Source organism: Rhodanobacter sp. FW106-PBR-R2A-2-24 (assembly GCF_058789615.1).
Genome location: NZ_JBYTBV010000002.1, coordinates 1,273,993 through 1,294,059 on the forward strand (window position 1 = coordinate 1,273,993; position 20,067 = coordinate 1,294,059).

At 67.7% G+C, this 20,067-nt stretch carries 22 protein-coding genes; 2 read left to right on the forward strand and 20 right to left on the reverse strand.

The features are described from left to right. Nucleotides 1-8: 8 nt before the first annotated feature. Complete coding sequence (locus AC3WQA_RS07065) at nucleotides 9-821, forward strand: phytanoyl-CoA dioxygenase family protein (RefSeq protein WP_492674365.1); 813 nt, start codon at nucleotides 9-11, stop codon at nucleotides 819-821. Between the two features lie 10 nt (nucleotides 822-831). Continuing rightward, nucleotides 832-1,470 carry a NeuD/PglB/VioB family sugar acetyltransferase gene (locus AC3WQA_RS07070; RefSeq protein WP_492674366.1) on the forward strand — a complete coding sequence of 213 codons (639 nt, stop codon included), beginning with the start codon at nucleotides 832-834 and terminating at the stop codon, nucleotides 1,468-1,470. 7 nt (nucleotides 1,471-1,477) lie between these two features. Here AC3WQA_RS07070 and AC3WQA_RS07075 read toward each other — a convergent pair whose 3' ends face one another. From AC3WQA_RS07075 to AC3WQA_RS07170, 20 genes are all read right to left on the reverse strand, one after another. Further along, on the reverse strand, nucleotides 1,478-2,245 hold the full coding sequence (locus AC3WQA_RS07075; RefSeq protein ID WP_492674367.1) for an SDR family NAD(P)-dependent oxidoreductase: 768 nt from the start codon (nucleotides 2,243-2,245) through the stop codon (nucleotides 1,478-1,480). 50 nt (nucleotides 2,246-2,295) lie between these two features. Further along, nucleotides 2,296-3,066 carry an SDR family NAD(P)-dependent oxidoreductase gene (locus AC3WQA_RS07080; protein ID WP_492674368.1) on the reverse strand — a complete coding sequence of 257 codons (771 nt, stop codon included), beginning with the start codon at nucleotides 3,064-3,066 and terminating at the stop codon, nucleotides 2,296-2,298. Between the two features lie 4 nt (nucleotides 3,067-3,070). Beyond that, nucleotides 3,071-3,295 carry a hypothetical protein gene (locus AC3WQA_RS07085; protein WP_492674369.1) on the reverse strand — a complete coding sequence of 75 codons (225 nt, stop codon included), beginning with the start codon at nucleotides 3,293-3,295 and terminating at the stop codon, nucleotides 3,071-3,073. Then, complete coding sequence (locus AC3WQA_RS07090; RefSeq protein ID WP_492674370.1) at nucleotides 3,295-4,371, reverse strand: ketoacyl-ACP synthase III; 1,077 nt, start codon at nucleotides 4,369-4,371, stop codon at nucleotides 3,295-3,297. The genes AC3WQA_RS07085 and AC3WQA_RS07090 overlap by 1 nt, the downstream gene beginning before the upstream one ends. Continuing rightward, nucleotides 4,368-4,598 carry a hypothetical protein gene (locus AC3WQA_RS07095; protein ID WP_492674371.1) on the reverse strand — a complete coding sequence of 77 codons (231 nt, stop codon included), beginning with the start codon at nucleotides 4,596-4,598 and terminating at the stop codon, nucleotides 4,368-4,370. The genes AC3WQA_RS07090 and AC3WQA_RS07095 overlap by 4 nt, the downstream gene beginning before the upstream one ends. Continuing rightward, nucleotides 4,595-5,416 carry a GNAT family N-acetyltransferase gene (locus AC3WQA_RS07100; protein WP_492674372.1) on the reverse strand — a complete coding sequence of 274 codons (822 nt, stop codon included), beginning with the start codon at nucleotides 5,414-5,416 and terminating at the stop codon, nucleotides 4,595-4,597. Before AC3WQA_RS07100 ends, AC3WQA_RS07095 begins: the two co-directional genes overlap by 4 nt. After that, nucleotides 5,413-6,945, reverse strand: coding sequence for an amino acid adenylation domain-containing protein (locus AC3WQA_RS07105; protein ID WP_492674373.1), 1,533 nt, complete (start codon nucleotides 6,943-6,945; stop codon nucleotides 5,413-5,415). The genes AC3WQA_RS07100 and AC3WQA_RS07105 overlap by 4 nt, the downstream gene beginning before the upstream one ends. Continuing rightward, on the reverse strand, nucleotides 6,942-8,126 hold the full coding sequence (locus AC3WQA_RS07110; protein WP_492674374.1) for a DegT/DnrJ/EryC1/StrS family aminotransferase: 1,185 nt from the start codon (nucleotides 8,124-8,126) through the stop codon (nucleotides 6,942-6,944). Before AC3WQA_RS07110 ends, AC3WQA_RS07105 begins: the two co-directional genes overlap by 4 nt. Nucleotides 8,127-8,550: 424 nt before the next feature. Beyond that, nucleotides 8,551-9,768 (reverse strand): flagellar hook-associated protein FlgL, encoded by a 1,218-nt coding sequence (flgL, locus tag AC3WQA_RS07115; protein WP_492674375.1) that lies wholly within the window; start codon nucleotides 9,766-9,768, stop codon nucleotides 8,551-8,553. Nucleotides 9,769-9,779: 11 nt separating this feature from the next. Further along, the gene (flgK, locus tag AC3WQA_RS07120) at nucleotides 9,780-11,672 is read right to left on the reverse strand and encodes a flagellar hook-associated protein FlgK (RefSeq protein WP_492674376.1); all 1,893 of its coding nucleotides are present in this window, start codon (nucleotides 11,670-11,672) and stop codon (nucleotides 9,780-9,782) included. Nucleotides 11,673-11,694: 22 nt separating this feature from the next. After that, the gene (flgJ, locus tag AC3WQA_RS07125) at nucleotides 11,695-12,756 is read right to left on the reverse strand and encodes a flagellar assembly peptidoglycan hydrolase FlgJ (RefSeq protein WP_492674377.1); all 1,062 of its coding nucleotides are present in this window, start codon (nucleotides 12,754-12,756) and stop codon (nucleotides 11,695-11,697) included. Between the two features lie 5 nt (nucleotides 12,757-12,761). Further along, nucleotides 12,762-13,877: a flagellar basal body P-ring protein FlgI gene (locus tag AC3WQA_RS07130; protein ID WP_492676333.1), complete on the reverse strand. Its 1,116-nt coding sequence runs from the start codon at nucleotides 13,875-13,877 to the stop codon at nucleotides 12,762-12,764. A gap of 25 nt (nucleotides 13,878-13,902) precedes the next feature. After that, on the reverse strand, nucleotides 13,903-14,577 hold the full coding sequence (gene flgH, locus AC3WQA_RS07135) for a flagellar basal body L-ring protein FlgH (RefSeq protein WP_492674378.1): 675 nt from the start codon (nucleotides 14,575-14,577) through the stop codon (nucleotides 13,903-13,905). 10 nt (nucleotides 14,578-14,587) lie between these two features. After that, on the reverse strand, nucleotides 14,588-15,373 hold the full coding sequence (gene flgG, locus AC3WQA_RS07140) for a flagellar basal-body rod protein FlgG (protein WP_492674379.1): 786 nt from the start codon (nucleotides 15,371-15,373) through the stop codon (nucleotides 14,588-14,590). A 28-nt stretch (nucleotides 15,374-15,401) separates the two neighbouring features. Beyond that, a complete protein-coding gene (flgF, locus tag AC3WQA_RS07145; protein WP_492674380.1) occupies nucleotides 15,402-16,142 on the reverse strand; it encodes a flagellar basal-body rod protein FlgF in 741 nt (246 codons plus the stop codon). Between the two features lie 6 nt (nucleotides 16,143-16,148). Continuing rightward, nucleotides 16,149-17,366: a flagellar hook protein FlgE gene (gene flgE / locus AC3WQA_RS07150; RefSeq protein ID WP_492674381.1), complete on the reverse strand. Its 1,218-nt coding sequence runs from the start codon at nucleotides 17,364-17,366 to the stop codon at nucleotides 16,149-16,151. Nucleotides 17,367-17,402: 36 nt separating this feature from the next. Then, entirely contained in the window at nucleotides 17,403-18,086 is a 684-nt protein-coding gene (locus AC3WQA_RS07155) for a flagellar hook assembly protein FlgD (protein ID WP_492674382.1), read from the reverse strand. Between the two features lie 11 nt (nucleotides 18,087-18,097). Continuing rightward, on the reverse strand, nucleotides 18,098-18,541 hold the full coding sequence (gene flgC, locus AC3WQA_RS07160; protein WP_492674383.1) for a flagellar basal body rod protein FlgC: 444 nt from the start codon (nucleotides 18,539-18,541) through the stop codon (nucleotides 18,098-18,100). After that, nucleotides 18,541-18,942: a flagellar basal body rod protein FlgB gene (gene flgB, locus AC3WQA_RS07165; protein WP_492674384.1), complete on the reverse strand. Its 402-nt coding sequence runs from the start codon at nucleotides 18,940-18,942 to the stop codon at nucleotides 18,541-18,543. The genes flgC and flgB overlap by 1 nt, the downstream gene beginning before the upstream one ends. A gap of 201 nt (nucleotides 18,943-19,143) precedes the next feature. Further along, nucleotides 19,144-20,064, reverse strand: a complete 921-nt coding sequence (locus tag AC3WQA_RS07170) for a chemotaxis protein (RefSeq protein ID WP_492674385.1) — start codon at nucleotides 20,062-20,064, stop codon at nucleotides 19,144-19,146. Nucleotides 20,065-20,067: the final 3 nt, after the last annotated feature.

Below are 20,067 nucleotides of genomic sequence, written 5' to 3' on the forward strand. Positions count from 1 at the left end.
AGACTCCCATGCAACGCATCGGTCCGCACGCCTTGCGCGCACTACTCCCCGCACTGGACTCCGCCACGTTTTCGGCGGAGGCCTTCCATGCCGCCGGGGTCTTCGTGGTGCGTCACGCCATTCCCAGCGACACGGTCGCATCCTGGCAGGCCGCTTGGCGCGACTTCTGCAACGTGGAGCTGGCGGGCGGGCGCAAGGTCAATCGCTTCAACCCGGTGGCCGTCGACGAGGCCCCGCCGCCGCCACTGTCGGAGATGCACAGGAACCCCGCCCTGCTGGATGTCGTCGCGCAAGCCTTCGGGCCGGACATCGCGCTCTACAACCAGCGCTTCGTGGTCAAGGACCAGCACAGCCGCGGGCCGGTCTTCCTGCATCAGGACTTCCCCTACCATCTGGGCTGGCCGAACAAGGCCTCCGCCTTCGTGCCGCTGAGCCCGATGAATCCGGACAACGGCGGCATGGTGTTCTACCCCGGCACCCACCAGTACGGCTATCTCGGCGACGCCGGCGAGATCGACCCGGCGATCCTCGCGCCCGACTGGCCCACGTATGCGCCCAGCGTCGAGCCCGGCGATGTCGTGCTCATGCACTCGCTGACCTGGCACCGCTCCGGCCCGCACGTGAGCGGCCCGGATCGCGTGCTCGCCGACATCATCTACCAGCCGGCCGACGACCCCAGCGGCATCGCGCTGTTGCGTGGACAATGGCGCAGCGAAATCATCCTCGACCGCAAGGCCAAACTTTTCGTGCGCTCGCGAACGACGCGCCTGGTGGAGCTGCAGCGCGAAGTCGACGCGCTCAAGCCGCCTTCCAACACCTGAGGAGCGCAGCATGGCGGCAGACAACCGGCCACTGGTGATTTTCGGCGTCGGCGGGCTCGCCCGCGAGCTGTGGGGCTGGATGCGCACCGCCCGCGATGCCGGGCCGCGCGCGCGCATGGCGGCCTTCGTGGTCGACGGCGAGCCGACCTGTGACCGTTACGACGGCATCCCCGTCCTGCGCCGGGAACAGGCCCCGCAGCTTGGCGTGGTCGATTACCTCATCGCGGTCGCCGATCCGCAGGCACGCCGGCGCCTGGCACACGAGCTCGACGCACTGGGCTGGCAAGCTGGCACCTACGTGCACGAATCGGCGATGCTCGGCGTGAACCTGACGATTGGCAAGGGCACGATGGTCTTTCCGCGCTGCTCGATTTCCTCCGACGCCACCCTCGGCGAGCACGTGCTGGTCAACGGTGGCACCGCGATCGGCCACGACTGCGTGATCGGTGCCTACAGCTCACTGCTCGGCGGCGCCAGCATCAACGGCGGCGTGCTGCTTGGCGAAGGCGTGCTGGTGGGCGCTGGCGCGCTCATCCATCCCGGCAAGAAGATCGGCGACGGCGCCACGGTGGCCATGGGCAGCGTGGTGTTCCGCCACGTCGGCGCCGGGCAGGCCGTGTTCGGCAACCCGGCCAGGATCATGGACTGAGTGCGCCTCAGGCGGTGATGTTGCTGGTGCGGCCGCCGTCCACCACCAGTTGCTGGCCGGTGATCCAGCGCGCCTTGTCCGAGAGCAGAAACCCGACGGCGTCGACGACGTCGGCCGGCGCACCGATGCCCAGCGGATAACCCGCCGCCAGGCGCTCGGCCATCGCGGCATCGGCGAACATGGACTCGGTCATGGCGGTGCGCAAGGCACCGGGCAGGACCGAGTTCACGCGCACCGCCGGCGCCAATTCCACCGCCAGCGATTTCATCAGCGCATCGAGCGCGCCCTTGCTGGCGCTGTAGGCCGAAAAACCCTTGGCGCCGAACTGGCTGGCGATGCTGGAGACGAACACCACGCTGCGCAGCCGCCGCTGGTTGATCCGCTGCTTCGTCAGCGTCCTGACCAGCTCCATCGCGGCCAGCACGTTGGTGCGGAACGTCGCCAGCACCAGGGCCGGCTCCAGGCTGCGCAAGGGCAATACGTCCAACTGCGCGGCGCAGTGGATCAAGCCGTCCACCCGCGCGTCGTTGGCGCTGAGGAAAGCCCCGAGCGAGGTCGCGATGGCTTCCACGTCCGCCAGGTCGTGTCGCCAGACCAGTTGCTGTTCCGGGGCGTGGCAAGCCGCGCGCGTGCGCTGCAGGCGCGCTTCGTCGCGTCCCGCGAGGATCAGCCGGTGACTGGCGGAAAAACGCAGCGCCATCTCGCGGCCGAGGCCGGAGGATGCCCCGGTAATCAGCAGGCAGTCAGACGACTGCGACGTCGCCGACTCGTTCATGCCGGTCGTCCGTCGTCATGGCTTGCGTCACACGGCATGCTGCGTCTCCGTCATTTCGCCAGATAGCCGCCATCGACCACCAGCACGGTGCCGGTGATCCAGCGGCCGGTGGCGGCGGCCAGAAAGGCCGCGGCGTGGGCGATGTCCTGCGGCTCGCCCAAGCCTAGCGGGTGCAGGGCTTCGACGGCGTCGCGCTGCGCGGCATCCCAGCCGCGTTCCAGCCGCTCCAGCATCGGCGTGCGCACGAAGCCGGGCGCGATGCAGTTCACCCGCGTGCCCTGCGGCGCCAACTCCAGCGCCAGCGAACGGGCCAACCCGTGCAGCGCCGCCTTGCTCATCGCATAGGCCACCGAACCGGGGCTGCCGGCCAGCGCCATCACGCTGGAAATGAACACCACCGCGCCGCCGCCCTGGCCGATGCGCTTGCGCGCCATGTTGCGTGCCAGCGCCAGCGCGGCCTCGGTGTTCACCGCGAGGATGCGCCGCCAGACTTCCGGCTTGATGTCCCGGGCCGGCATCACGGCCTGGGTTCCCGCCGCGTGAATCATGCCGTGCAACAGCCCGTTCGCGGCGACGACATCGCGCACCAGCGCGTCGATGCCTTCGACGTCGGCGAGGTCATGCACGTGGCAACCATGCGGCCCGTTCGGCAAATTGTCGGCGCACGTGCGCAGCGGCTCCTCGTCGCAATCGATCAGGCTGACGCGTGCGCCCAGTGCCGCGAACAGCTCGGCGGTCGCGCGACCGATGCCGGAGGCCGCTCCGGTGACAAGGTAGTGGCGACCGCCCAGGTCGAGCGGGTTGGAAGCCAGGGCGCTCACGCGATCAACCTGCCTTCGCACCAGCGGAGAGCAGCCGGTACAGCTCGCCGACCGTGGCCGCGCCGCGGATTTCCCGCGCCGAGAAGGTGGCGTGATAGCGCGAATCCGCCATCGCCACCACCGAAAGCACGGCCAGCGAATCCCACGCCCCGAAGCCGTCGAGCCGATCGGTTTCCTGGACGGACTCCTCGTCGAGGATGTCGGCCATTTCCTTCAAGAAGTCGTCCATCAGTGCACCTGTGGGTAGTTGATCATGTCGCAATAGTCCAATGGCCCCAGCGGCAGCAGCATCGAGCTCCAGGTGAGCCCGACGCCGAAGCCGCCGAGTACCGCCGTCAGTGTTTCGTCCAGCACGCGCTCGCGCAGGTTGAGGGCAAGCGCCAGCGGAATCGTGACGCCGCTGGAGTTGCCGAAATGCTCCACCACGTTGCTGGGCATCTTCGCGTAGGGCACCTGCAGCTTGTCCGCCAGCTTTTGCAGCATGAAGCGATTGGGCTGGTGGAACAGGAAGGTATCCACCGCCGCCGCGTCGGTGCCCGCGTCGGCGAGCAAGGCCTCGATCATCGGCGGCACTTCGGTCTGCACGAAATTGAACACCGCCGAACCGTCCATCACCAGGTTGTCGCGGGCGCGCAGGTTGCCCTCCGCATCGGCATGCGCCACACGCGTTTCCTCGCTGGAGGGCTCGCGCAGGCCGCCGGCCGGTATCATCAGCGCCTCGCGCCGGCTGCCATCCATCTTGAGGTTGGCGTGGATAGTCGCATCGTCGTTGCTGCGGCCAACCAGGGTGATCGCGGCGGCATCGCCGATCAGCGGGTAGCTGTTGCGATCGCGCGCGGACACCTTGCGGCTCAGCACGTCGGCATTGACCAGCGCGACGCGGCGGATGGCCGGCTGCTCCAGCAGCATGAAGGCCTGGTACAGGCCGATCAGGAAACCGGCGCAGCCCTGGTTGATGTCCATGCAGAACAGGTCGTGCTGCAGCCCCAGCCGGCCCTGGATCACGCTGCTGGTGGCCGGCATGAGGTAGTCGGGCGTCTGGGTGACCACGATCAGCGCATCGAAGCCGTCGCGGCCAAGCAGGCCTTGCGCGAACAGGTGCTCGAAGCCGGCCACCGCGAGGTCGGAAACGCACACCGCGCCATCGACGATGCGGTGGCGGTCGTAGCCCATCACGTCCTTGAGTTTCAGCGAGCGCGCGCGCGGGAAATCGAACTGATCCATCTCGTCGATGAACAGGCGCTCGTTGGCGGGCAGTATCGTCAGCAGCCCCTCGATCCGTTTGCCGCGGAAGGCCAGCTTCATGCGGCGACCCCGTGCCTGGCCAGCAACGCGCGGATCGCCTGCAGGTTGCAGAAGTTCTCCGGCAGGATGTCCGTGCCCGCGATGCGGATGCCGAAGGCATGGTCCAGATCGGACACCAGGGCCAGCATGTCGAACGAATCAAGCATGCCGTCGGCGAGGTAGTCCTGCGACGCCGCGAAGTCGAATTCGGGCCGGATGCCGGACAGGATGTCGAGGATACTTTTCATCGCGCCACCTCCACTTGCCGCACCATGATGTCGTCGATCATGCCATCCTCGCTGAACCCGTAGTGGTGGTACTTGGCGATCGCCGCCGTGTTGTCGGCGATCACCCACAAGGTAACCCGGCGGCTCGTCGCGCAGCGCGCCAGGAAGGCGTGCATCAGCCGCGACCCGATCCCCCGCCCGTGCCGGTCACCGGCCACGTGCCAATAGCGCAGCGTCGTGCTTTGCCCGGTGGTGTCGTGGAGCAGGATGCCGGCCAGGCCGGCGCCATCCCGCACCACGAACACGCCCTGCGCCGCCACCGCCTGGCGCAGTTCGGCGATGCCCTGGATCTGCTCCGAAAAGGGGTCGAGCCAACGCTCCATGAAGGCGCGCAACGCGGGCACGTCGTCCCTGCCCGCGAGGTCGACGCCGGCCACGCCAGCCGTCGCCGCCGGCCGCGCGCCACCACGCTGCATGCGCAGCAGTTGCGTGTGCCGCATGAAGCCGTGTTGTCGGTAGACATCGGCGACGCGCTCGACGTCCGCCGGTCGGCCAACCAGGTCGGCCACCATGCACTGCCCTGGCATCGCCGCGGCCAGCGTGCCGAGCGCGGCATCCAGCGCCGGCAGGTCGGCCGCGACATGGCTGACGCGCAACAACCCGCCGTCCTCGCGATGGATCAACAGGGCGCCGTCGCGCGGCAGCATCCCGAGCGAGCCTTCCGCGATCCACGCCTCGATTTTCGCGGCCGGCGCGAAGAAGCTGACCGCGAAACCCGGGCCGCCACGCGCGATCCGGCCCATGGCGTCCTGCAATGCGGCGGCGGACAGGCGGCTCATCGCGCCTCGGCCAATTGCGTCGCCAGGCCATTGCGATCCACCTTGCCATTGGGGTTGCGCGGCAGCGATGCCATCGGCCGGAACGCCGTCGGCAGCATGTATTTCGGGAAGATCGCCGCCAGGCTCCGCCGGATATCCGCCGGCGCGACCTCTGCGGAAAGCGCCTCGTAGAACACTGTGATTTCCTTGGCGGCCGCGTTGTACAGCACGCAGGCCTGACCGATGCCTTCCACGCAATGCACCTGGTGCTCGATCTCCTGCAGGTCGATCCGGTAGCCCATATGCTTGATCTGGAAATCCTTGCGGCCCACCAGGTAGAGCTCGCCGCCCGCGGCGCGATAGGCCACGTCGCCGGTGCGGTAGATCCGCTCCGGGTAGCGCGTGTTCAGCGGATTCTGCGTGAAGGCCCTGGCCGTCTTGTCGGGGTCGTTCCAGTAACCCAGCGCCAGCGAGCTGCCGCGCACGCACAGTTCGCCGCGTTCGCCATCGGCGCACGGCCGGCCCGCGTCGTCGAGGATCAGGATGTCGGTGTTGCGGCAAGGACGGCCGATGGGCAGCGGCTCGTCGTCGTCGAATTCGCGATCGACGACGAAGCAGGTGCAGTCCACGTGGATTTCGATGGGGCCATAGAGATTGACGAAGCGCGCCTGCGGCAGCGCCCGCCGCCAGTGGTTGAGCTGCCTGGTGGGAAACACCTCGCCGGCGAAGAACACGTTCCGCAAGGCCACCAGGTCGAACTTGCCGAGCAGGTCGAGGTTGGCGATGGCCACCATGATCGACGGCACCCAGAACAGGAAGCTGACGCGCTGCGCCTGCAGGAATTCGAGCAGGCGCGCCGGGAACGTCGCCATCTGCTCCGGCACGAACACCAGCGTGGCGCCCTTGTGCAGGCACAGGAACAGCTCGAGGATGTAGATGTCGAAGTACAGCGGCGACAGGCTGCCGATGCGCACGGTTTCGTCGAAGTCGAAGGTGGCGAACAGCCACTCCATGAAATCGATGGTGCCGCGATGGCTGAGCGCCACGCCCTTGGGCGTGCCGGTGGAGCCCGAGGTGTTGATGATGCACAGGGGGTCGGTGTCGACGATCCGGTGCAGGCAGCCACGGATCAGCGCCGCGTCGGCATCGTCCTCCAGCAGATCCTCGATGCAGGCGATCTCGATGGCCGTGCCGGCCGCGTCGCGCAGCGCCCCGGCAAGCGCCCGCGACGTGACGGCGCAGGCCGGGCCGATCTTGTCGAGTATGTTGCGCAGGCGCTGCGGCGGAGACTTGATGTCCAGGTTGCAGTAGGCGTTGCCGCTGTAGACGATGCCCAGGTCGGCGACCACCGCCTCGGCGTTCTTGGGCAGGTAGACCACGACAGCCTGATTGATCCCGCCCAGGAGCTGGGCGATCCCCGTGGCGCATCGTTTGGCGCCAGCGGCCAGTTCGGCAAACGTGACCTGGCGATCGCCGTCGACGATGGCGACGCGATCCGGAAAGGCCTGCAGCGCCCCCTGCTCGAAAAAGTCGACGACGTTCAGCCTCATGCCTGGCCACCCGCCACCAGCGTGCGCAGGACGTCGGCGATCGTCGCCACCGCCGTCGTCGGCAAGGCCATGCCGTTGGGCAGCACGATCACGCGGCTGGCCACCGCCTCGCTATGCGGCAGCAGCAGGCCCGCGTGCGGAAACAGGTCGCGGTAGGGCTGCATGCGGTGGCTGCCCGGCCAGAAGTATTTGCGCGCGAGGATGTTCTCGGCGTGCAGCGCCGCGATGATGGCGTCGCGCGGGACAGGGCAGGCTTCGCCCACCTCGATCACCACGTAGTGATGGCTGTTGCGCTCGGCGGGGTCGTAGTCCAGCACTGCGATGCCGGGGATGCCGGCCAGCGCCTCGCGGTAGGCGGCGTGGTTGCGCGTGTTCACCGCCACCACCTCGTCGAAGCAGCCGAGGTTGGCCAGGCCCATCGCCGCGCAGGCCTCGATCATCTTGCCGTTGGTGCCGGGGTGGATCACGTTGTCGTAGCCGGCAAAGCCGAAGTTGCGCATCAGGCGCATGGCCTCGGCGAGCGCGTCGTCGTTGGTGGTGACGGCGCCGCCTTCCATGGTGTTGAAGGCCTTGGTGGCGTGGAAACTGAACACCGCGCAGTTGCCGAAATTGCCGATGGCCTGGCCACGGTACGTGCTGCCGAAGGCGTGCGCGGCGTCGAACATCAGCTTGAGGCCGTGCTCGTCGGCGATGGACTGCAACTCCTCCACGGGCGCCGCGCGGCCCCACAGGTGCACGCCGATGATGCCGCTGGTGCGCGGGGTAATCATGCGCCGCACGGCGGCGGGATCGAGGTTGTGGGTGGCTGGATCGATGTCGGCGAACACCGGCATGATGTCCTGCCAGTACAGCGCATGCGCCGTGGCCACGAAGGTCCACGAGGGCACGATCACTTCGCCGGTGAGCCCCAGCGCGCGGATGGCGATTTCCAGCGCGATGGTGCCGTTGCTCATGGCCACGCAGTGCTTCACGCCGAGGCGTTCGGCGATGCGCGCCTCGAACTCGCGCACCTGCGGGCCGTCGTTGGTCAGCCACTGGTTGTCCAGCACCTGCTCCATGCGTTGCAGGAATTCGGCGCGGTTGCAGATGTTGGGCCGCCCCACGTGCAAGGGCTGGGCGAACGCCGGCGGCGCGCCATGGATGGCGAGGTCGGCCTTGCTGCGTATGCGTTTGGTTGACACCCATGACTCCCCAGGCGGGTTCGACGCGGCTGCACCATCCATCACCACACCTCGTGTACGCCATAGCCTGCGACACCGTGGCCCAGCCGAACGTGCGTGGTCGTCAAATTACCGACGAATTCGACAAGGGCATGTGCACGGGGCGGGCAGGCGGACGACGGAAGCCCCGTTGCGTCCCCTCGCAGCACGTAACGTGCCAAGGCGCACTTCCCGCATCCGAGACGGCAGCTTTGGTGGCGCACCTTGCCAGGCGCGTCCGACGACGACCTCGCAACGACGTTCGCATGGTTCACCGGCCCTGCGCCGTGTCGATGGCCGCAGGCACGCACGGCGCGCCCGCCCGCGACCCGGGGCCGCTGCCGATCACACGGGGAAACACCCGCACCGCACCTTCGTCCACGGCGGCGACCCGTCGCAGCGAGCGCTACTTGAGGTAATTGAACAGCGTCATGCCCTGCACTTTCACGAAGGTCTGCTGCGAGGCCTGCAGGGCCGTGGATTGCAGCATGAGCTTGGTGATGGCGCTGGCCATGTCGGTGTCCTGCACACCGGACAGGGTGGTCTGGTAGCCCAGCGTGAGGGAGCTGTAGTTCGACTGCTGCTGGGTGAGCCCGCTCATGCGGCTGCCGACGGCGGTCTGGGTGCCCAGCACGCTGTCCTGCGCGCGGTCGATGCCGGCGAGCTGGCTGCTGATGGCGTTGCTGCGCGCGGTGTCGCTGAGGCCGTTGTTCTGCAGGGCGCCGATGAGGTTGGCCATGGTGGTGAAGACGTCTTGCGTCTGGCCACTCTGCACGCTCACCGAATCGCCCGCGGCCGGGTTGCCGGTGAGCGCCATGGTGAGCCCGTTGAAGCTGATGTTGCCGCTGCCCTGGTAGGTGCCGCTGCCCACCACGGCGTTGCCGTGGTTGAGATCGGTGGCCGTCCAGTTGCCGGCGCCATCGAAGCTGAGCTGGTAGTTCACCGGCCCGGCGGCGAGGGCCGCGTTCCAGGCGGTGGCATTGGTGACGCTGTTGGCGCCCACCAGCAGGCTGCCCGTGTTGCCGGCGGCGGCTTTGGCAACGAAGGAACCGTTGCCGGCGGGGATGTCCATGAATACGCCGCTGCCCTGGTCGCTGTTGGGCATGCGCAGCCCGTTGCCGATGGTGGTGAGCTGGTTGTCGGTATTGCCGGCATAGCTGACCGCGCCGTTGGGCTGCACCACGAAGGGCGTGGCAGTGGTACTGGTGCCGGCGAACAGCGCGTTGCCGTTGACGTCGGCGGTGTTGGCCAGCTGCACCATCTGCTCGCGGATCTGGCTGAGCTGGGCGGCCATGTCCTGGCGATCGGAGTTGGACAGCACGCCATTGATGCCTTGCACGCTGATCGAGCGCGCCTGGTTCAGCAGGCTGCCGAAGGTGTTGAGCGTGTTGCTCTCGGTGGACAGCCGCGCATTGGCCGCGTCGATGTTGGACGAATACTGGGCGTTGTTGGCCAGCGCGTGGTCGAGCAGCACCACCTGCATCGCGCCCGCCGGGTCGTCGGAGGCCTGGTTGATGCGCTTGCCGCTGCTGACCGCGTTCTGCGAGGTCGCCATCGCCGCCTGCGCATCCAGCATGGTGGTGAGCGATTGCTGGTACATCCAGCTGGTGGACAGGCGGATCATGGCAATTCCAGTCAGGAATGGATGGCGGAGATCAGGCTGGCAAAGATGGTCTGCGAGGTGGAGATCACCTGCGCCGAAGCCTGGTAGGCCTGCTGGTACTTGACGAGGCTGGCGGCCTCCTCATCCAGGTTGACGCCGGCCGCGCTCTGCTGGGCGCTGGTGGCCTGGTTGAACAGGCTCGTCTGCGTGGTCAGGTCGCTGGCCGCCATGCTGCCGGCCAGGCCTACCTGGTTGGTGAGCACGGCGTAGGCGCCTACCACCGAGGTCTGCCCGCCGTCGAGCACGCCGGTATTGCCCAGCGCGGCCAGGCTCAAGGCATTGCTGTTGTCGTTGAGGCCGTTGCTGTTCTTGCCCACGGTGAAGCTGTCGCCGCTGGCCGGCGAACCGGTGAGCGCGAGGCTCCAGCCGTCGAACTGGATCGGCGTGCCCGCCGCATACGTGCCGCTGGTGGTGTTGCCGGCGCCGTCGGTCACCGTGTAGTTGCCGCCCGCACCAAAGGCGACGGTGGCACCTGCGAACAGGTTGGCGTTGGCGCTATCGGTGACCGTCACCGCGGAGACACTGGCGCTGCCGGTGTTGGCGTTGGCCGGTTTGGCGCTGAGCGCGGCGGCGGCGGCGATCGAGGATGTGCTGGTGGTGGCCATGGCCAGGCCGGTGGCGGCGTCCTGGGTGGGCCGCACCGCGAAGCTGTCACCCACCTGGGCGCCGGCGGAAACGGTGAAGGTGAGTCCTTCGGCCTGCAGAGTGCCGCCCGGCCCCGCCGTCATCGTCACCGTGCGCCCGCTGCTGGTGGCCAGCGACCAGCCGTTGACCGAGGGCGCGGTATTGCTGCCGGTGTAGGTGAGCTGGTAGTTGTCGTTGGTGAGCTGGCTGACGTCGCTGACGACAGCGCTGGCAGTGGCCGTGCCGGCGTTGCTCTTGAACGCGGCCACGCTGGGATAGGGCACGAAGAACAGTGGCTGGCCCTGTGTACCGTTGAGATCCAGGCCCTTGGCCTGCTGCGCGTTGACGCTCTGCGCCAGCGCCAACGCGGCGCGGCCGAGCTGGTTCTGCGCCGGATCGAGGGTGTTGCTGCGGTAGTTCAGCAGCGCCCCCAGGCTGCCACCGGTGAGCAGCGAGCTGATGTCGCTGCCGCTGGCGTTGAGCACGGTGGTGGTGCTCGCATCGGCAGGATTGGTGCCGACCTTGAAGCCGTAGGAGAAACCGCCGCTCACCAGCACCTGCCCCGACGAGCTGTAGATGGAAATGGTGCCGTCGTTTTGCGTGCCCGTACTGATACCGGTGTTGCCGGCCAGTTGCTGGATCAGGCTGTCGCGCTGGTCGAGCAGGTCGTTGGACGGGTTATGCCCGGCTTGGCTGATCCGCGTGTTCAGCGTGGCGATCCGCTGCACCAGCGAGTTGATGTTGCCGACCGTGTCGGAAATCTGCGTGTTGATCTGGCTGCGCTGCTGGTCGAGCTGCTGGCCCAGCGTGTTGAACGTGGTGACCAGGCTCGTGGCTTTGCCAAGCAGGGCCTGGCGCGCCGAGGGATCGCTGGGCGCATTGGCCACGCCGCTGAAGCCACCGTAGAAATTGTCCAGCGCCGCCTGCAGGTTGCCGCCGCTGCTGAGCAAGCCGTTGAGCTGGCTGGCCAGGTTGTTGTTGGTGGTGGCGTTTTGCAGCGAGCTGTTGCCGTTCCACAGCGCCTGGGTCAGGTATTGGGTGTAGGCGCGCTGCACCGCCGTCACATCCACGCCCGAACCCATGGTGTAGCGGCCGTTGCTCTGGCCCACCCGGTCTTCCTGCACGATGCTCTGCCGGCTGTAGCCGGGCGTGCTGGCGTTGGCGATGTTGTTGCTGGTGGTGGTGAGCCCGAGTTGGGCGGCCATCAACCCGGAGGTGCCGATACCGAGAAGGCTGGACATGAGCCTGTACTCCCAAGAACGCTTACTGCATCGGCAGGTTGGTGGAATGCTTTAGCGCCGTCAGCGCCTCGCGCATGACGGGGCTGCTGGCGACCGCCGCGATCTTCTCCGCATAGCCCGGATCGGTGGCATACCCGCCCTGCACCAGCGCATTGGCAAAGCCCCGCACGTCGTCGCCATGCCCACGGACGGCGGCGTAGCGCGGGTTGCCGGCGATCAGGCTGGCATAGTCGCTGAACGACTGCGCCGGGGAGTCGTAGGCGCGGAACTGGGCGCGTCGCTGCACCGCCACGCCACCCTCGAACTCCAGCGTAGGCACGCTGACCTTGCGTCCGTCCCAGCTGCTGCCGGCCTTGATGCCGAACAGGTTGAAGCTGGGCGAGCCGTCCGCCGCGCGTGGCATGTGCTTGCCCCATTGGGTTTCCAGCGCCGCCTGGGCCAGCACGGTGCGCATGGACAGGCCCAGCTTGCGACCCACCGCCTCGGCGTAGGGTGCCAGCTCGCGCACGAAATCCTGCGCGCTCTGCGGCAGCCATTGCATGGCGCTGCGCCCCACCGCGCGGCCGGCCTGCACCAGCTCGGACAGGTTCTGGCTGAAGGCACCGACACCGGCGGACAGGGCGGAGGATCCGCCCACGCCTTCGACGGTGGCAACCGCCGGGGCATCTGCGCCTGTCGACAAACCACCACCCGCCGGCAAACCAGCACCTGTCGGCAACGCGCCGTTCGCGCTGGCGGAGGTCGGCGACGTCGCCCCATCCACCTTGCCGCCCAACTGGCGCACCAGCATCTGCGCGATGCCCATGCCACGCCCTCCTTGCGACAGGCTCACCGCGAGCTGCTGGTCGAACAGGTCGCGATACGCCTTGCCGGCGTCGCTGTCGCCCAAGCCTTCGCCCAGGCTGTCGCCCGCCTCGCGCATGGTCTTCAGCATCATCTGGGTGAACAGCGCCTCGAACTGGCGCGCCACCGCCGGCAGCGCAGCCTTGCCATCCTGCTTGGCCTGCGCACGCAGCTGGTTGAACCCGGACAGATCCGTCCAGGTGTTCAGCGAGGCATTGCTGGCGAGCGCGGGAGTGGTCATGGCGGCTAGATGACCACCAGATCGGCATGCAGGGCGCCGGCTTGCTTGAGCGCCTGCAGGATGGAAATGAGATCGCTGGGCGAGGCGCCCACCTGGTTCACCGCGCGCACGATGGTGTCCAGGCTCACCCCGGGGCCGAACTTGAACATGTGGCCGCCGCCTTCGCTGATCTGCACGCTACTGTTGGGCACCACCGTGGTCTGGCCGCCGCTGAACGGCGCCGGCTGGCTGACCTGCGGCTGCTCGCCGATGGTCACCTGGATGGCGCCGTGCGCCACGGCGGCGGCGGAGACGCGCACGTCCGAGCCGATCACCACGGTGCCGGTGCGCGAGTTCACCACCACCCGCGCCGGCGGGTCGCCCGGGGTCACGTCGAGGTTCATGATCGAGCCCAGCCACGCCACTTTCTGGCTGGGATCGACCGGCACTTTCACATCCACCGAGCCGCCGTCGACGGCGTGCGCGGTGCCGCTGCCATAGGTCTGGTTGATGAGGCTGACGATGCGCGCCACCGTGGTGAAATCCGGCGTATTGAGGTTCAGGTGCAGATCGTCGCTGCCGGCGAAGGTGGAAGCCACGCTGCGCTCCACCATGGCGCCGTTGGGAATGCGGCCGCTGGCGGAGATGTTCACCTGCACGCTGGAGCCGCTCTTGCCCGCGGCGCTGACGCCGCCCACCACCACGCTGCCCTGCGCCACCGCGTAGACGTTGCCATCGGCGCCGCGCAGCGGCGACATCAGCAGCTCACCGCCGCGGATGCTCTTGGCGTTGCCGATGGAGGCCACCGTGACGTCGATGGCCTGGCCCGGTTTGGCGAACGGCGGCAACTGGGCGGTGATGGTCACCGCCGCCACGTTCTTGAGCTGCGGGTTCACGTTGGCCGGCACGCTGACACCAAACTGCTGCAGCATGTTCTCCAGGCTCTGCGTGGTAAACGGCGCCTGCGTGGTCTGGTCGCCGGTGCCATCCAGGCCCACCACCAGGCCGTAACCGATCAGCTGGTTGTTGCGCACGCCACTGATCGAGGCGAGGTCGCGGATCTTGTCGGCGTGGGCCGGAGCGGGCGCGGCGAGCATGACCGCCAGCGCCGTGGCCAGCGCCACGATCACGGGCCACCGCATCACCCTGGCTGCGTGGATTTTCATGTCAGAAAGGCATCCACTTGGAGTTGAAGAAGCGCGACAGCCAGCCTTGCGTGTTGACGTCGGCGAGCGAGCCGCGGCCGGTGTAGGTGATCTTGGCGTCGGCCACGCGGGTGGAGGGCACGGTGTTGTCCTGCGCGATGTCCTGCGGTCGCACGATGCCGGCGATGCGGATGAGTTCCTGGCCCTGGTTGATGGTGAGCCACTTCTCGCCGCGCACGATGAGGTTGCCGTTGGCCAGGCGCTGGGCCACGGTGACGGTGATGTTGCCGGTGAGCTGATTGCTCTGGCTGCTGGTGCCGGCGCCGGCGAAGCTGCGATCCGCACTGGTGCCGATGGCCGCCTTGCTGAAGGTCTTGCCGAGCAGGGTCGGCGCGCCAACGGTGTCCTTGTCGGTCTTGCTGGTGGTGGTGTTGGATTTCTTCACCGCCTGGGTGTTCTCCACCAGCACCACGGTGAGGATGTCGCCGGCGCGGTGCGCGCGCGGGTCGGAGAACAGCTCCATGTTCTGCGTGTCGTGGTAGATCGAACCGTTGGCCGGTGGCGGCGCCTCGGCCACCACCGGTGCCGTCGCCGCCCACTGCGCATCGTCGTTGGGCCGATGCAGCATGGCGCAGCCGCTGGCGGCCACGGCAAACCCCAGCAGGGCGAAGGCGCGAAGGGAAGGAATGCGGCACATCACGGCGACCTCAGACGTTGTTGGTGATGGCTTGCAGCATGCTGCTGGCGGTGCTGATCGCCTTGGAGTTCATCTCGTACACGCGCTGGGTCTGGATCATGTCCACCATCGCCTCCACCACGTTGACGTTGGAAGATTCCAGCGCGCCCTGCAGCAGGGTGCCCATGCCGTTCAAACCGGCCTGGCCGGTCTGCGGCGTACCGCTGGAAGCGGTCTGCAGGTAGAGGTTCTGGCCCATCGCCTGCAGGCCGGCGGGGTTGATGAAATCGGCCAGCTGCAGCACGCCCAATTGCACCGGCGTGGCCTGCCCCGGCACGGTGGCGCTGACCGTGCCATCGTTGCCGATGGTGATGCTCTGGGTGCCTTGCGGCAGGGTGATGGCGGGCTGGATCGGGTAGCCGTCGGCGGTGACGATCTGGCCATTGGCGTCGGTATGCAGCGAGCCATCGCGGGTGTAGGCGGTGGTGCCGTCGGGCATGCCCACCTGCAGGAAGCCGCGGCCCTGGATGGCCACGTCCAGCGCGTTGCCGGTCTGGCTGATCGCGCCTTCGGTGAACACCTTCTCGTTGCCCACGATGCGCACGCCGGTGCCCATCATCAGGCCCGAGGGCGACTGGTTCTGCTCGGTGGTCTGGCTGCCCGGCTGGGTGATGTTCTGGTACATCAGATCCTGGAACGCCGGGCGCGAGGTCTTGTAGCCGGTGGTATTGGCGTTGGCCAGGTTGTTGGCGATCGCATCCAGGCTTGCCTGCTGCGCATCGAGGCCGGTCTTGGCGATCCAGAGTGAGGAAAACATGGCGTGGCTCCGTCAGTGATGTGCCGCTTCAGCTCGCCTGCAGCAGCAGGGCGCTGCTGTCGGCGTCGTCCTTGGCGGTCTTGATCGAACGCACCTGCATGTCGTACTGGCGCGCCAGGGTAATCATGCGTGCCAGTTCGCCCGAGGGGTTGACGTTGCTGGCTTCAAGCATGGCCGATGCCAGGTGCACGTTGGGGTCGGCGTCGGCACTGGCACCACCGGCCAGGTGCATCAGGCTGTCCGCCCCCTTGCTGAGTTGCCCGGGGCCGGGGTTGACCAGCTTGATGCGGTCGACCTGGGCAAGCGTGTTCGGCCCCTGCCCCTGCGGCACGACGGAAATCGTGCCGTCGCCGCCGATGGTGACGTTGGTGTTGGGCGGCAGGGTGATCGGCCCGCCGCTGCCGACCACCGGATTGCCGGCGGCGTCGGTGAGCGTGCCGTCGGCGGTGAGCTGCAGTTGCCCGGCGCGCGTGTAGGCCTCGCTGCCGTCAGGCGCCTGCACGGCGATCCAGCCGTCACCACGGATCGCCACGTCCAGCGCGCGCCCGGTCTGCTGCAGGCTGCCCGAGGTGGCGTCGTAGCCGAGGCTTTGCGCCACCGCGTTGATCCGGCTGGGCATGCCCGGCCCCAGCACGGGCAGGTTCTGGAAGGCGTCCAGCTCGCTCTTGAAACCGACCGTGGACGCATTGGCCAGGTTGTGGCTCACCACGTCCTGGGCCCGCATGATCTGCGTGGCCCCGGTCATGGCGATGTAGATGGCATGGTCCATGGTCGGTTACCCGACGGCGTTGAACAGGGTGGAGGCCAGCTTGTTGTCGGTGGAGAGCACCTGCGCGTTGGCCTGGTAGTCGCGCTGCGCCTTGATCATGTCCACCAGCTGCTGGGTGGTGTCGCTGGTGTTGGACGACTCCAGCGCGCCGGACTGGATCGTGCCGTACTGGCCGGCGCCGGCCGCGCCCATCACCGCCGTGCCCGAATCCGGGCTGGACATCCAGCTGGCGTTGCCGAGCTGGCGCAGGCCCTGCAGGTTCTGGAAGTTGGCCATCGCCAGTTGCCCAAGTTTGCTGGTCTGGCCGTTGGAGTAGTTGGCGGTGACGATGCCGGCGCTGTCGATATCGATGGAGGAGAGCCCGCCGGCCGGGTAACCGTCCTGGGTGATGTTGCCTGCCGTGTACGCGGTGCCGTACTGGGTGGTCAGGCCCATGTTGACCGACAGCGTCTGCGGGTTGGAGCCGTTGCCGTAGTTCACCGGGTTGAAGGTCAGGATGCCGCTGGCCGGCGTGGCCAGCGCGCCGCTGGAGCTGAAGGTCAGCGCCTGGGTACCGGCGTTGTTGCCATCCACGTAGAGGTTGACGTTCCAGGCGTTGGTGCCGGTCTTCACGTAATAGGCGGTGGCCTGGTGCGCGGTACCCAGGCTGTCGTACACCGTGAAGGTGGTGGAGTCGTTGAAGGTGGCCGGATTGTTGGGGTCGAACGGCAGCGTCGGCACCGTGGCCGAGGCTGGCAGGTTGGACGTGACCGAGGCCGAGGTCGTGGCCTTGGCCGTGCTTTGCGCCGAGATCAGGTTGAGGTTGGAGAGCGTGCTGGTGTTGAAGCTGCCGCTGGTTGCGCTGTAGGGATAGACCTGCAGCGGATAGCCCTCGTTGGTGACCACGTTGCCGGACGCATCCTGGTGGAAGGCGCCGGAGCGGGTGTAGGCATCGCCCTTGCCCGAGTTCACCACGAAGAAGCCGTTGCCGCTGATGGCCATGTCCAGGCTGTTGCCGGTGGCCTCGATGTCGCCCTGGGCGAACAGCTGGGCCACGTCGACCATGCGGGTGCCGCCGCCGATGGCGGTGGCGCTGAGGTTGATACCGGATACCGCGTAGATGTCGGCGAACTCGGCACGCGAGCCCTTGAAGCCGGTGGTGTTGGCATTGGAGATGTTGTTGGCGATGACGTTGAGGTCGGACTGCGCCGCGTTGATGCCGCTGAGGGCCTGATTGAGTGCCATGGCTTGGGTTCCTTGAGCTGGAAGAAGGGATCGCGGTCAGTTGATCTGTGCGATGGCGGAAAGCGGCACCCCGCCCACGCCGGCCACCTGCACATAGGTGCCCACGCTGCTGCCGCCGTAGCCCACGCCGGTGACCGTGCCGGCGGCGTAGGTGGAAAGTGCGCTGCCGCCCGCGTCGGCCGCGGACACGCTGTAACTCCCGGGGGCCACCGGGCTGCCGCTGTCGTCCAGCCCGTCCCACTGGAAACGGGCAAGCCCTGCAGCCTGGATGCCAAGGTCGAGCGTGCGCACAACCTTGCCGTTGCCGTCCTTGATGGCCACCTGCACATCCTGCGCCGCGCTGCCGGTGACGCCGACCGCGCCCTGCACCGTGCCACTCGTGTAGGCGATGCTGTCGGAAGGCACCATCACCTGGCGCCCCACCAGCCCGACCGAACTGAGCACCTGCGCGGTCTGCATCGAGCCGGCCACCTGGCTGCCGATGTTGTTGACGCTGGCACTCAGATCCTGGGTGGCGGCGAGCTGGCTGAACTGCGCGAGCTGCGCGACGAATTGCGAGTTGTCCAACGGGCTGGTCGGATCCTGCGCCTGCAGCTGCGCCGTCATCAGCTTCAGGAAATCGGCCTGGTTCATGGCTTTGCCCATCGCCGCGGTGGCCGAACCGGCCGCTGCCGTCGAGCCGGCGCTGGCGCCGGGATTGTTGGTCACGCTGGTAGTCATGGCGGTTCTCTTCAATTGCCCAGGGTCAAGGTCTTGAGCATCAACTGCTTGGCGCTATTCATCACCTCGACGTTGTTCTGGTAGGAACGCGAGGCGGAAATCATGTTGACCAGCTCATCGACCGGGTTGACGTTGCTGCCGTAGACGTAGCCGTCCGGCCCGGCCAGCGGATTGCCCGGTTCGTAGCGCTTGGGGATGTCGGCCTGGCTCTGGCTGACGCCGAGCACGCGCACGCCTTCGTCCGCCCCCGCGCCGCCCGCCACGCCGCCGGCCCCTGCACCGGCGGCCAATTGCTGCTGCACGGCCGCGAACAGGGGTTCGCGCGCGCGGTAGGCGCCCTCGGGCGTGGGGGCCACGCTCTCGGCATTGGCTAGGTTGCTGGCCACCGTATTGAGCCGCATCGACTGCGCGGCCATGCCCGAACCGGCCACATTGAAGATCGAGAACAGGGACATCAGCCTTGGCCTCCCGTGATGGCGGCGCGCAACATGTGGATCTGCGCGGTGATGAAGGACAGGCTGGCCTGGTAGTGCACCGTGTTGCCGGCGAACGCCGCCTGCTCGACCTGCGGGTCGACCGTGTTGCCGTCCATGCTGGGCTGCAGCGGCACGCGATAGGCCAGCGTCTGGCCGGCTTGCTGCTGGGGCGCGATCTGGCCGGGGGCGGTCGTCTCCAGCGGCAACGCCGTGGTCGCACCGCCGGCCTCGGCCAGCGCCTTGCGGAAATCGACGTCGCGGGCGAGATAGCCCGGGGTATCGGCATTGGCCAGGTTGCTGGCCAGCACCTGGGCACGGCGCTGCCACAGCTCCAGTGCCTGGGTATGGATGCCGAACAGGTTGTCGGGTAGGGCGCTCATCGACTCGGACTCCGTGTGGAATGGCCGCACGAAGTCGGAGGCAAGTTGCATGCCAGTACGCCGGAAACCCTTGCCGGGGTTGGCCTGCCGCCTGTCGGCGACAGCCTGAACCGCGCCGGCATCGGCGTGAAGTCGATTTGTTGACGCCCGTGTGGACAGGGCGTCGACCCGCCAGCAACCCGGGCGGCAGTCCGCCGGCAGCTACTCTTGCGGCAGCAGCGCCAGCACCTCTTGCGCGAGGAGATCGGGCTGGAACTTGGCGACAAAGGCGTCGGCCTTGACCTCCTTCACCATCGCCGTGTTGAAGCCGCCGCTGAGCGAGCTGTGCAGCACCACCTTGAGCCCGCGCAATTTCAGATCCTCGCGGATCGCGCGCGTCAGGGCGTAGCCATCCAGCCGCGGCATCTCGATGTCGGATACCACCAGCCTGACGCCCGCCTCCGGGTCGCCGTCGGCCATCTCGCGCAGAAGCTCCAGCGCCTCGCGGCCATCCTTCGCCGTCACGCACTCGATGTGCATCTGCTTGAACAGGGTCACCACGCGGCGGCGCGCGATCAGCGAATCGTCCACCACCATCACCCGGCGCGACGTCACGATGCGCTCATCGACCATGCGCTGCATATGCGCGGAGAGCTCCGTGGGCTGCGTGTCGATATCGGCCAGCACCTGCTCCACGTCCACCACGGCCACCAGCGCACCATCCAGCCGCGTCACCGCATTGACCCGGTTGCCGAAGCCCAGCGCCGGCGCCGGCAGCGACATCGTGTCGCCGTTCACCTGCACCATGCGCTGCAGGTCGGCCACCAGGAAACCCTGCACCGAACGGCTGAACTCGGTGACCACCAGGTGCGCCGACTCCACCTCGCGCAGCGGCGGATAACCCAGTGCCGCCGCCATATCGATCACCGGAATGGTCTGCCCGCGGTAATCGCAGCTGCCGGCCAGGAAAGCGTGCACCCCCACCAGCCGCTCCATCGGCGGCCGCCGCATCACCTCGCGCACCTTGAACACGTTGATGCCGAACAACTGGGGATCGCCCAGCCGGAACAGCAACATGTTGACCCGGTTGTGACCGGCCAGGCGGGTATGCTGTTCCACCTTCTCCAGCAGTGTGCTGCCCATGCG